This is a genomic window from Streptomyces sp. NBC_01237 (genome assembly GCF_035917275.1).
GTDB lineage: Bacteria > Actinomycetota > Actinomycetes > Streptomycetales > Streptomycetaceae > Streptomyces.
Genome location: NZ_CP108508.1, coordinates 6,884,613 through 6,896,819 on the forward strand (window position 1 = coordinate 6,884,613; position 12,207 = coordinate 6,896,819).

A 12,207-nucleotide genomic window follows, 5' to 3' on the forward strand; every position below is an offset into this window, starting at 1 on the left:
AGCGCCGTCGGGTGGCCACCGGGAAGGCATCAGAGTTCCGTCAATACGGCTCCCGCCCCCACCCTCAGCCCGCGATGTCCGAAATCTTCGGAGTAGCGTCGACATCGGCCGCCGCTCCGGGCGCCACCGGCTGATGAGAGACAACGCCGGATTCGAGAAGACAATGGGGCCATGGCGCGCGGCAAGCTTCGGATCTATCTGGGTGCGGCACCCGGTGTCGGTAAGACGTACGCGATGTTGTCGGAGGCTCATCGTCGGGTGGAGCGGGGTACGGACTGTGTGGTGGCGTTCGTGGAGCATCATGGGCGGCCGCGTACGGAGGTGATGCTGCACGGTCTGGAGCAGGTGCGGCGCAGTGAGATCGAGTACCGTTCGGCGGTTTTTACCGAGATGGATGTCGATGCGGTGCTGGAGCGGGCTCCGGCGGTGGCGTTGGTGGATGAGCTGGCGCATACGAATGTGCCGGGTTCGCGTCATGCGAAGCGGTGGCAGGACGTGGAGGAGCTGCTGCGGGCGGGTGTCGATGTGATATCGACGGTGAATATCCAGCATCTGGAGTCGCTGGGTGATGTGGTGGAGTCGATCACGGGGGTGCGGCAGCGGGAGACGGTGCCGGACGAGGTGGTGCGGCGGGCGGATCAGATCGAGCTGGTGGACATGTCGCCGCAGGCGTTGCGGCGGCGGATGGCGCACGGGAATATTTATCAGCCGGACAAGCTGGATGCGGCGTTGTCGAATTATTTCCGTCCGGGGAATCTGACGGCTCTGCGTGAGCTGGCGTTGTTGTGGGTCGCGGACCGGGTGGATGAGTATCTGCAGCAGTACCGGGGTGAGCACAACATCCGTTCGACGTGGCAGGCGCGTGAGCGGATCGTGGTGGGGCTGACGGGGGGTCCGGAGGGGCGGACGCTGATCCGTCGTGCGTCGCGGATGGCGGCGAAGGGGTCGGGCAGTGAGATTCTCGCGGTGTATATCGCGCGGAGTGATGGTCTGACGGCGGCGTCGCCGAAGGAGCTGACGGTCCAGCGGACGTTGGTGGAGGATCTCGGGGGGACGTTTCATCATGTGATCGGTGATGACATACCCGCGGCTCTTCTGGAGTTCGCGCGGGGGGTGAATGCCACGCAGATCGTTCTGGGTTCCAGCCGGCGCAAGACGTGGCAGTACATCTATGGTCCCGGTGTCGGGTCGACCGTCGCGCGTGACTCCGGCCCCGACCTCGATGTCCATATCGTCACGCACGAGGAAGTCGCCAAGGGGCGTGGTCTGCCCATCGCCCGTGGTGCCCGGCTGGGCCGTGCCCGCATCATCTGGGGCTGGCTCGTCGGCGTCGCAGGACCCGCCCTCCTCTCGCTGCTGCTGACCAGCCTGGAGAACGGCCCGGGACTCGCCAACGACGTCCTGCTCTTCCTCTTCCTGACCGTCGCCGCGGCCCTGCTCGGCGGACTGCGCCCCGCCCTCGCCTCGGCCGCCGTCGGCTCGATGCTCCTGAACTACTGGTTCACCCCGCCCACGCACACCCTCACCGTGCAGGACCCGGAGAACTTCGTCGCGATCGTGATCTTCTTCGCGGTCGCGGTGGCGGTCGCCTCCGTGGTGGATCTGGCGGCCCGCCGCACCCATCAGGCGGCCCGGCTGCGTGCCGAGTCGGAGATCCTCTCCTTCCTCGCGGGCAGCGTCCTGCGCGGCGAGACCACCCTGGACGCCCTGCTGGACCGGGTCCGCGAGACCTTCGCCATGGAGTCCGTCGCCCTGCTGGAGCGGAAGAGCGACGTCGACCCGTGGACCTGCGCCGGGTCCGTCGGCCCGGCCCCCGCCGTCCGCCCCGACGACGCCGATGTGGACATGCCGGTCGGCGACCACATGGCGCTCGCCCTGTCCGGCCGCGTCCTGCCCGCCGAGGACCGGCGCGTGCTCGGTGCGTTCGCCGCGCAGGCCGCCGTCGTCCTGGACCGCCAGCGCCTGGTCTGGGAGGCCGAGGAGGCCCGCAGACTCGCCGAGGGGAACCGCATACGCACGGCTCTGCTCGCCGCCGTCAGCCACGATCTGCGCACCCCGCTGGCCGCCATCAAGGCCGCCGTCAGCTCGCTGCGCTCCGACGACGTCGCCTGGTCGGAGGAGGACGAGGCCGAACTCCTCGAAGGCATCGAAGCCGGCGCCGACCGCCTCGACCACCTGGTCGGCAACCTCCTGGACATGTCCCGCCTCCAGACCGGCACCGTCACCCCGCTGATCCGCGAGATCGATCTGGACGAGGTCGTGCCCATGGCACTCGGCGGCGTCCCCGAGGGCAGCGTCGACCTCGACATCCCCGAGACGCTGCCGATGGTCGCCGTAGACCCCGGGCTGCTGGAGCGGGCCGTCGCCAACATCGTCGAGAACGCCGTCAAGTACAGCCCCGACGGGAAGCCCGTCGCCGTGGCCGCCAGCGCGCTGGGCGAACGCGTCGAGCTACGGGTCGCCGACCGGGGCCGCGGGGTTCCGGACGAGGGCAAGGAACGGATCTTCGAGCCCTTCCAGCGGTACGGCGACGCTCCGCGCGGCGCCGGGGTCGGCCTCGGTCTCGCCGTCGCCCGCGGCTTCGTGGAGGCCATGGGCGGCACACTCGACGCCGAGGACACCCCCGGCGGCGGCCTGACCATGGTGCTCACCCTGAAGGCGGCACCGGGATACGTTGCGGCCAGCCCCGATCTTCCTGCCCCGGTCACCTCGTGACGGCAGCCCCGATTCTGTACAGCACACACTCTCCGAACAGCAGAAAGGCAGGTCCGCGATGACCAGGGTGCTTGTGGTCGACGACGAGCCGCAGATCGTACGCGCCCTCGTGATCAATCTGAAGGCGCGCAAGTACGAGGTGGACGCGGCCCCCGACGGGGCGACCGCCCTCCAGCTCGCCGCCGCCCGCCACCCCGATGTCGTCGTCCTCGACCTCGGGCTGCCCGACATGGACGGTGTCGAGGTGATCAAGGGGCTGCGCGGCTGGACCCGGGTACCGATCCTGGTGCTCTCCGCCCGCCACACGTCCGACGAGAAGGTCGAGGCACTGGACGCGGGGGCCGACGACTACGTCACCAAGCCGTTCGGCATGGATGAACTGCTGGCCCGGCTGCGTGCCTCCGTGCGCCGTGCCGAACCCGTCGGGCAGGACGGCGCCGACGACATCGTGGTCGTCGAGACCGAGGGCTTCACGGTCGACCTGGCGGCGAAGAAGGTCCACCGCGAGGGCCGTGACGTACGGCTCACTCCCACCGAATGGCACCTGCTGGAGGTCCTCGTCCGCAACAGCGGCCGCCTGGTCAGCCAGAAGCAGCTGCTCCAGGAGGTCTGGGGCCCCTCGTACGGCACCGAGACCAACTACCTGCGGGTCTACATGGCCCAGCTGCGCCGCAAGCTGGAGGCCGATCCCTCGCACCCCCGGCACTTCGTCACCGAGCCGGGCATGGGATACCGCTTCGAGCGCGGCTGACGGCGTCCGGCGGCGGCCGAGGGCGGATACCGGTGAGGGGGCGCCCGCGGCTCGCGCCCGGTAACGACAACCTGGGCCACACGTCCCCGTAACCCGTACGAGTGATCTTCCCCGACCCCCGCCCGTACCACAGGGGACCGGTACCCTTCGGGTATGAGTGCCGTTCCTCGATTCGAGAAGGCCGGGAAGGCGGAAAAGCCCTCCGGCCGCTTCCGCCGCATGCTCGACCGGCTGTCCAGCTCCCAGCAGGACCTGGAGTCGGAGGAGCTGCAGGAGGACACGCAGGCGTCGGGGTGCACGCGTATCTCCGAATGCTCGGACCGCCAGATCGTGAAGGTGGCTGGTACGTTGCGGACCGTCACCCTGCGTCCGCGTGCCGGAGTGCCCGCCCTGGAGGCGGAGCTCTTCGACGGCACCGCGCCGCTGGACGTGGTCTGGCTGGGCCGACGCTCGATCGTCGGCATCGAGCCCGGCCGCAGACTCATCGTCTCGGGCCGCGTCGCCATGAGTCACGGGCGCCGGGTGCTGTTCAACCCCACATACGAACTCCGACCGCTCGGCAAGGAGTAGCCGGTGACGTCTCTTGACAAGCCGACGTCCGAAACGGACCAGCCCCATCGCACCGAAGAGCAGGAAGCCGAAGCGAAAGCGGTCACCGAGGCCGCGCTCTCCGAGGCTTTCGGCGGCGTGCGCGGCATGGTGGAGACAGTCCTCCCCGGGCTGCTCTTCGTCACGATCTTCACCATCAACAAGAACCTGCACGTCTCGGCCATCGCGGCCCTGGCGGTGTCCCTCGCGCTCGTCGCCGTACGGCTGATCCGCAAGGACACCGTCAAGCACGCCTTCAGCGGCGTCTTCGGCGTGGCCTTCGGTGTGGTCTTCGCGATGATGACCGGCAACGCCAAGGACTTCTACCTGCCGGGCATGGTCTACACGCTCGGCCTGGCGCTCGCCTACCTCATCACGACCCTCGCCGGAGTTCCGCTGATCGGCCTGATCCTGGGCCCGGTCTTCAAGGAGAACCTCTCCTGGCGCACCAGGAACCCCGGCCGCAAGAAGGCGTACGCCAAGGCCAGCTACGCCTGGGGTCTCATCCTGCTCGCCAAGTGCGCGATCCTCTTCCCGCTCTACTGGTGGGCCGACACCGCTCAGCTGGGCTGGGTGCTGGTCGCGCTGAAGATTCCGCCGTTCCTGCTCGCGGTCTACCTGACCTGGGTCTTCCTGGCCAAGGCGCCGCCGCCCATCGACGTCTTCGCCGAGATGGAGGCGGAGGAGCAGGCCGAGAAGGCCCGCAAGGCGCAGGCGGCGGCAGCGCGCAACTACGAGGGCTGACCGCCACACCGCCACCGGCAGACGCTGTGAAGGGCCCGGAACCGTGACTCACGGTTCCGGGCCCTTCACATGTGTACGGTGCCGCCGGGGGCTCCGGTACGAACGGTGGCTCCCGTACGTACGGTGTTGCCGTTGGCTCCGGTACGAACGGTGTTGCCGGTGGCTTCCGTACGTACGCGGCCTGTGGCGCCCGCTCAGTCGTCCTCGGGGTCGCGGCGGACCGACAGCAGGTCCTCCAGCTGCTCCTCGCGCGCCTGGGCGGCCACGAACAGCAGCTCGTCACCGGCCTCCAGGGTCTCCTCGGTGCTCGGCGTCAGTACGCGCGTACCGCGGATGATGGTGACCAGCGAGGTGTCCTCCGGCCATGCGACGTCCCCGACCTGGGTGCCGGCCAGCGCCGACTCGGGCGGCAGCGTCAGCTCGACCAGGTTCGCGTCGCCGTGGCTGAAGCGCAGCAGCCGGACCAGATCGCCGACGCTCACCGCCTCCTCGACCAGGGCCGACATCAGGCGCGGCGTGGAGACCGCGACATCGACGCCCCAGGACTCGTTGAACAGCCACTCGTTCTTGGGGTTGTTCACCCGGGCGACGACCCGCGGAACGCCGTACTCGGTCTTCGCGAGCAGCGAGACGACCAGGTTGACCTTGTCGTCGCCGGTCGCGGCGATCACGACGTTGCAGCGTTGCAGGGCGGCCTCGTCGAGCGAGGTGATCTCACAGGCGTCCGCGAGCAGCCACTCGGCCATCGGGACCCGCTCCACCGAGATGGCGGTCGGCGCCTTGTCGATCAGCAGCACCTCGTGCCCGTTCTCCAGGAGCTCGGCCGCGATGGAACGGCCCACCGCGCCGGCCCCGGCAATCGATACGCGCATCAGTGACCGCCTTCCTCGGGACCCTCGGCAAAGGCCGCTTCGACCTTGGCGATCTCGTCCGTACGCATCATCACGTGGACCAGGTCGCCCTCCTGCAGGACGGTCTGCGACGTCGGCAGTATGGCCTCACCCAAACGGGTGAGGAAGGCCACGCGGACGCCCGTCTCCTCCTGGAGCGTGCTGATCTTGTGGCCGATCCAGGACGGCGTCGTGTGCACTTCGGCGAGCTGCACACCACCGCTGGGGTCGCGCCACAGCGGCTCGGCGCCCGAGGGCAGCAGACGTCGCAGCATCTGGTCCGCGGTCCAGCGGACCGTGGCCACGGTGGGGATACCGAGACGCTGGTAGACCTCGGCACGCCGGGGGTCGTAGATCCGGGCCGCGACGTTCTCGATGCTGAACATCTCGCGGGCCACCCGGGCGGCGATGATGTTCGAGTTGTCGCCGCTGCTCACCGCGGCGAACGCCCCGGCCTCCTCGATGCCCGCCTCGCGGAGGGTGTCCTGGTCGAAGCCGACCCCGGTGACCCGACGGCCACCGAATCCGGAACCGAGGCGGCGGAACGCCGTGGGGTCCTGGTCGATCACCGCGACCGTGTGCCCCTGCTGCTCCAGAGTCTGCGCGAGAGCGGCTCCGACTCGCCCGCAGCCCATGATGACGATGTGCACCTTGCGCCTACCTCGCAGTCCTGGTCGTCCGGCTGACCTGCGAAAACACCCTGCTCACACTTCTCTCTCAGCTTGCCGGGCAAACAACGGGGCAACCGCCTGCGGCGTTGCCAGGGGATGAGCTTATGCGGCCATGCATCCAATGCCTCATCCGAGTGTGCGTTCGGCGCGACACTCCAGCAAAAGGGAGGTAAAGGGAAGTCGCCCGTCCGCCAGGCCGCCCGCCCCGCCTCCGGTGCCCCGCCCCCTCCGCCCGAACCCCCGCCGCACGCACCCTTCCGGCCAGGACGACAGACATCTAACATGTCAGTTCATGGAGACCCTTCGCCCGGTCCGGCGGACACTGCTGCGGGACACCGCGTACGAAGCCATCCGCGACGCCATCGTCCGCGGGGACATCCCACCCGGGGCCCCCGTCCGCGACGCCGACCTCGCCGAACGTCTCGGCCTCTCCCGCGCCCCGGTCCGCGAGGCCCTGTCCCGGCTGATCGGGGAGGGCCTCGTCGAGAGCAAGCCGCAGAGCTACACCCGGGTGACACGGCTCGTGCCGCGCGATGTCCGGGATGCCGCCGCCGTCGTACAGGCCATGCAGGAACTGGCGGCGCGCGGCGCGGTGCCGCACCTCACGGAGCGGGACACCGCGGCGATGCGCGAGGCGAACGAGCGCTTCAGGGCCGCGACCGAGGGGGGTGACGTCGCGGCCGCGCTGCGCGCCGACGACGAACTGCACGACACTCTCGTCACCGCCTGCGGCAACCGCGCGGTCGCCGCCACCATCGAGCGCTACACCCCACTGATCCGCCGCCTGGAGTGGCGCCGGTTCGGCACGGCGAGCGCGGCGCACGGATCGGCGGAACTCCACGACCGTCTCATCGACGCCTGTGCGGAAGGCGACGTGGAGGCGGCGGCGCGGATCACGACGGAGATCTGGAGTGCGCTGGAAGGGCTGGCGGACGAGGAGGAGAACGCCACCGCCCAGGAGACATGAGCGCCAGGACCCCCGTTCCCGTTCCCCTCGCCGGCCCCGTCCTCCCGTCTCCTTCCTCCCGTCTCTTTCCTCCCGTCTCTTTCCTCCCGTCTCGCTCCTTCCGTCTCCCTCCTGTCCTTCTGCCGTCCTTCCGTCCCTTCACCGGTCCCCGATCGCGACCCAAGGAGCCCCCATGACGACCGCGCCCCTTCCCACCCTCCCGGCCGCACTCTCCGCTCCGCACCGCTACCCCCTCCTCTTCGGCCCTTCGCCGACGCACCGCCTGGACCGGCTCACCGAGCACCTCGGCGGTGCCGGACTCTGGGCCAAGCGGGAGGACTGCAACTCCCCGATCGCCTACGGCGGCAACAAGACCCGCAAGCTCGAATACCTCGTCGCCGACGCGCTGGCCAAGGGCTGCGACACCCTCGTCTCCATAGGCGGCGTCCAGTCCAATCACACCCGCCAGGTGGCCGCGGTCGCCGCTCGCGCGGGCCTGAAGTGCGTGCTGATCCAGGAGAGCTGGGTCGAGTGGCCCGACGCCGTCTACGACAAGGTCGGCAACATCCTGATCAGCCGTCTCGCCGGAGCCGACATCCGCCTCGTCCGCGCCGGATTCGGCATCGGCGTCAAGGGCAGCTGGGAGCAGGCGCTGCGCGAGGTCGAGGAGCGCGGCGGCCGCCCGTACGCCATCCCGGCCGGCGCCTCCGACCACCCGCTGGGCGGACTCGGCTTCGCCAACTGGGCGTACGAGGTCGTCGAGCAGGAACGCGCGCTGGGCGTCTTCTTCGACACGGTCGTCGTCTGCTCGGTGACCGGCTCCACCCAGGCCGGCATGGTCGCGGGCTTCGCCGCCATCGAGGAGGCGGGCGGCCGTCCCCGCCGTGTGCTGGGTATCGACGCCTCCGCCGAACCGGCCCGTACCCGCGAACAGATCGCCAGGATCGCGGGTGCCACCGCCTCGCTCATCGGTGTGCGCCGCGCACTCACGGTGAACGACATCGAGCTGGACGAGCGGTACCACGCCGGTACGTACGGCATCCCCGACGACACGACGCTCGACGCGATGCGGCTGGCCGCCCGTACGGAGGGCATGGTCACCGACCCGGTGTACGAGGGGAAGTCCATGGCGGGCATGGCCGACCTCGTGGGGCGCGGCGAGATCGGCCGCGAGTCCACCGTGCTGTACGCCCATCTGGGTGGCCAGCCGGCACTGAACGGTTACAGCGCGTTGTTCTCGTAGGGGCGGGCGCAAGGATTGCGTTAAGGAATGTGTGAGCTTTCCCGCTGATCGCAGAAGAATGCGAGGCCACGGCGTTTGGGCGGCGGTGACCCCGCTGTCCAGCGCTTACGATCCTCTGCGTGTCCAAACTGACCGACGTGCCCAAACGGATCCTGATCGGCCGGGCGCTGCGCAGCGACAAGCTGGGAGAAACGCTCCTCCCCAAGCGCATCGCGCTTCCCGTCTTCGCATCCGACCCGCTGTCCTCGGTGGCGTACGCACCGGGAGAAGTTCTCCTGGTGCTGTCCATCGCGGGCGTGTCGGCCTACCACTTCAGCCCGTGGATCGCGGTCGCCGTCGTGGTCCTGATGTTCACGGTCGTCGCCTCGTACCGGCAGAACGTGCACGCGTATCCGAGCGGCGGTGGTGACTACGAGGTCGCCAACACCAACCTCGGCCCCAAAGCGGGACTCACCGTCGCCAGCGCCCTGCTGGTCGACTACGTCCTGACCGTCGCCGTGTCGATCTCCTCGGGCGTCGAGAACCTGGGCTCCGCGATCCCGTTCGTCGTCGAGCACAAGACGCTCAGCGCCATCGTGGCCATCGTGCTGCTGACGCTGATGAATCTGCGCGGCGTCAAGGAGTCCGGAAAGCTGTTCGCCATCCCCACGTACCTCTTCGTGGCGGGTGTCTTCATCATGATCCTCTGGGGCGCGTTCCGGGGCCTGGTCCTCGGCGACTCGATGCACGCCCCGACCTCGGACTACGAGATCAGGCCCGAGCACCAGGGGCTGGCCGGCTTCGCCCTGGTCTTCCTGCTGCTGCGCGCGTTCTCCTCCGGCTGTGCGGCGCTGACCGGGGTCGAGGCGATCAGCAACGGTGTGCCCGCCTTCCGCAAGCCCAAGAGCAAGAACGCCGCGACCACCCTGGCCGCGATGGGCCTGCTGGCCGTCACCATGTTCTGCGGCATCATCGGGCTGGCCATGGCCACCGATGTGAAGATGGCCGAGAACCCGGCGAAGGACCTGATCCACAACGGTGCGGCCGTCGGTGAGAGCTTCGTCCAGGACCCGGTGATCTCCCAGGTCGCGGCCGCCGTCTTCGGCGACGGATCGTTCTTCTTCATCATCCTCGCCGCCGCCACCGCGCTGGTCCTGTTCCTGGCGGCGAACACGGCGTACAACGGTTTCCCGCTGCTCGGCTCGATCCTCGCCCAGGACCGCTACCTGCCGCGCCAGCTGCACACCCGCGGGGACCGGCTCGCGTTCTCCAACGGCATCGTGCTGCTGGCGGGCGCCGCCATTCTGCTCGTCTGGATCTACGGGGCGGACTCCACGCGCCTCATCCAGCTCTACATCGTCGGCGTCTTCGTCTCCTTCACGCTCAGCCAGACCGGCATGGTGCGGCACTGGAACCGTCATCTGCGGACGGAGAAGGACCCGGCCAAGCGGCGCCACATGATCCGCTCCCGTGCGATCAACACGTTCGGCGCGTTCTTCACCGGCCTGGTGCTCGTGGTCGTCCTGGCCACCAAGTTCACCCACGGTGCCTGGGTGGCGCTGCTCGGCATGGTGATCTTCTACGGGACGATGACCGCGATCCGCAGGCACTACGACCGGGTCGCCGAGGAGATCGCCGCCGACGAGACGCCCTCGGACGAGAGCGTCCGGCCCTCCCGGGTCCACTCGATCGTCCTGGTCTCCAAGCTCCACCGCCCCACCCTGCGCGCCCTGGCGTACGCGAAACTGATGCGCACCGACCACCTGGAGGCGCTGTCCATCAGCGTCGACGCGGCCGAGACGAAGGCGCTCAGGGAGGACTGGGAGCGGCGCGGCATCAACGTACCGCTGAAGATCCTCGACTCCCCGTACCGCGAGGTGACCCGCCCGGTCATCGAGTATGTGAAGGGCCTGCGCCGGGAGAGCCCGCGTGACGTGGTCAGTGTCTACATCCCGGAGTACGTCGTCGGTCACTGGTACGAGCACCTGCTGCACAACCAGAGCGCCCTGCGCCTGAAGGGGCGGCTGCTGTTCACCCCCGGGGTCATGGTGACCTCGGTGCCGTACCAGCTGGAGTCCTCCGAGGCCGCGAAGAAGCGGGCCAGGAAGCGGGCGGACTGGACCGCGCCGGGTTCGGTGCGACGGGGCCCGGTGGAACGCAGGCAGAAGGAACCCACCACCAAGGGCTGACACTCCGGCCGGTGATTGTGGTAAGCGGTCGGACGCCACCCACGTAGACTGGTGGGCTGTTGTCCGGCCGCACGTCCGGCCGTTTGCCCTTTTGAGCTCTGGAGCCTCCCCTCATGCAGAACGAATCCACGTCGTCGCTGGTCGGGGAGGAGTACGAGGTCGAGGTCGGGCCCGTCGCACACGGCGGTCACTGCATCGCCCGTACCGCCGAGGGCCAGGTGCTCTTCGTACGGCACACGCTCCCCGGCGAGAAGATCGTCGCCAAGGTCACCGAGGGCGAGAGCGACTCCCGCTTCCTGCGCGCCGACGCCGTACGGATCATCGAGGCGTCCAAGGACCGCGTCGAGGCCCCCTGCCCGTACGCGGGCCCCGGCAAGTGCGGCGGCTGCGACTGGCAGCACGCCAAGCCCGGCGCCCAGCGGCGGCTCAAGGGCGAGGTGATCACCGAGCAGCTCCAGCGCCTCGCGGGCCTCACCCCCGAGGAGGCCGGCTGGGACGGCACGGTCGTACCGGCCGAGGGCGACAAGCTCCCCAAGGGCGAGGTGCCCGCCTGGCGCACCCGTGTCCAGTACGCGATCGACGAGGACGGCCGCGCCGGACTCCGCAAGCACCGCTCGCACGACGTCCAGCCGATCGACCACTGCCTGATCGCCGCCCCCGGCGTCTCCGAGCTCGGCATCGAGAAGCGCGAGTGGCCGACGCTGGCCGCGGTGGAGGCCATCGCCGCCACCGGCTCCCACGACCGCCAGGTCATCCTCACCCCGAAGCCCGGCGGCAGGCTGCCCCTGGTCGAGCTCGACAAGCCGGTCTCCGTGCTGCGCGTCGAGGAGCACGACGGCGGTGTGCACCGCGTCCACGGCCGCGCCTTCGTCCGCGAGCGCGCCGACGACCGCACCTACCGCGTCGGCTCCGGCGGCTTCTGGCAGGTCCACCCCCAGGCCGCGTACACGCTGGTCAAGGCGGTCATGCAGGGCCTGATGCCGCGCAAGGGCGAGACGGCCCTCGACCTGTACTGCGGCGTCGGCCTCTTCGCGGGCTCCATCGCCGAACGCGTCGGGGAGAACGGCGCGGTCCTCGGCATCGAGTCCGGCAAGCGCGCGGCGGAGGACGCCCGCCACAACCTCAAGGACCTCGACCGCGTCCGGATCGAGCACGGCAAGGTCGACCAGATCCTGCCCCGCACCGGCATCACCGAGGCCGACCTGATCGTCCTCGACCCGCCCCGCGCGGGCGCAGGCAAGCAGACGGTCAAGCAACTGTCGGCTCTCGGCGCGCGCCGCATCGCCTACGTGGCCTGCGACCCGGCGGCCCTGGCCCGCGACCTGGCGTACTTCCGGGACGGCGGCTACACGGTGCGGACGCTGCGGGCGTTCGACCTGTTCCCGATGACGCACCACGTGGAGTGCGTGGCGATCCTGGAGCCGGTGAAGAAGGACGACTGAGCTGCCGCCCGGCGCTTCGATCCAGGTGACCCGGGCGCTGGCTAGTCTG

The 12,207-nt window shown here is 69.5% G+C and carries 10 protein-coding genes; 8 read left to right on the forward strand and 2 right to left on the reverse strand.

Features of this window, described 5'->3' with window-relative positions:
- Window positions 1-171 precede the first annotated feature (171 nt).
- The 4 genes from OG251_RS30660 (at window position 172) to OG251_RS30675 (ending at window position 4,798) form a co-directional block, all read left to right on the forward strand.
- Entirely contained in the window at window positions 172-2,715 is a 2,544-nt protein-coding gene (locus OG251_RS30660) for a sensor histidine kinase KdpD (protein WP_326680130.1), read from the forward strand.
- A 58-nt stretch (window positions 2,716-2,773) separates the two neighbouring features.
- Window positions 2,774-3,466 carry a response regulator gene (locus OG251_RS30665; protein ID WP_326680131.1) on the forward strand — a complete coding sequence of 231 codons (693 nt, stop codon included), beginning with the start codon at window positions 2,774-2,776 and terminating at the stop codon, window positions 3,464-3,466.
- 153 nt (window positions 3,467-3,619) lie between these two features.
- Window positions 3,620-4,036 (forward strand): OB-fold nucleic acid binding domain-containing protein, encoded by a 417-nt coding sequence (locus tag OG251_RS30670; RefSeq protein WP_326680132.1) that lies wholly within the window; start codon window positions 3,620-3,622, stop codon window positions 4,034-4,036.
- A gap of 3 nt (window positions 4,037-4,039) precedes the next feature.
- Entirely contained in the window at window positions 4,040-4,798 is a 759-nt protein-coding gene (locus tag OG251_RS30675) for a DUF3159 domain-containing protein (protein WP_326680133.1), read from the forward strand.
- A 194-nt stretch (window positions 4,799-4,992) separates the two neighbouring features.
- Here the strand turns inward: OG251_RS30675 and OG251_RS30680 are convergent, their stop codons facing one another.
- The gene (locus tag OG251_RS30680) at window positions 4,993-5,670 is read right to left on the reverse strand and encodes a potassium channel family protein (RefSeq protein ID WP_073720936.1); all 678 of its coding nucleotides are present in this window, start codon (window positions 5,668-5,670) and stop codon (window positions 4,993-4,995) included.
- On the reverse strand, window positions 5,670-6,338 hold the full coding sequence (locus OG251_RS30685) for a potassium channel family protein (protein WP_073720935.1): 669 nt from the start codon (window positions 6,336-6,338) through the stop codon (window positions 5,670-5,672). Before OG251_RS30685 ends, OG251_RS30680 begins: the two co-directional genes overlap by 1 nt.
- Window positions 6,339-6,651: 313 nt before the next feature.
- Here OG251_RS30685 and OG251_RS30690 point away from each other — a divergent pair, with 313 nt between their 5' ends.
- From OG251_RS30690 to OG251_RS30705, 4 genes are all read left to right on the forward strand, one after another.
- Window positions 6,652-7,326 (forward strand): GntR family transcriptional regulator, encoded by a 675-nt coding sequence (locus tag OG251_RS30690; protein ID WP_326680134.1) that lies wholly within the window; start codon window positions 6,652-6,654, stop codon window positions 7,324-7,326.
- A gap of 172 nt (window positions 7,327-7,498) precedes the next feature.
- A complete protein-coding gene (locus OG251_RS30695; protein WP_326680135.1) occupies window positions 7,499-8,548 on the forward strand; it encodes a 1-aminocyclopropane-1-carboxylate deaminase in 1,050 nt (349 codons plus the stop codon).
- Between the two features lie 119 nt (window positions 8,549-8,667).
- Window positions 8,668-10,716 (forward strand): APC family permease, encoded by a 2,049-nt coding sequence (locus OG251_RS30700; protein WP_326680136.1) that lies wholly within the window; start codon window positions 8,668-8,670, stop codon window positions 10,714-10,716.
- 113 nt (window positions 10,717-10,829) lie between these two features.
- Entirely contained in the window at window positions 10,830-12,158 is a 1,329-nt protein-coding gene (locus tag OG251_RS30705; protein ID WP_326680137.1) for a class I SAM-dependent RNA methyltransferase, read from the forward strand.
- The last annotated feature ends 49 nt before the right edge of the window (window positions 12,159-12,207 follow it).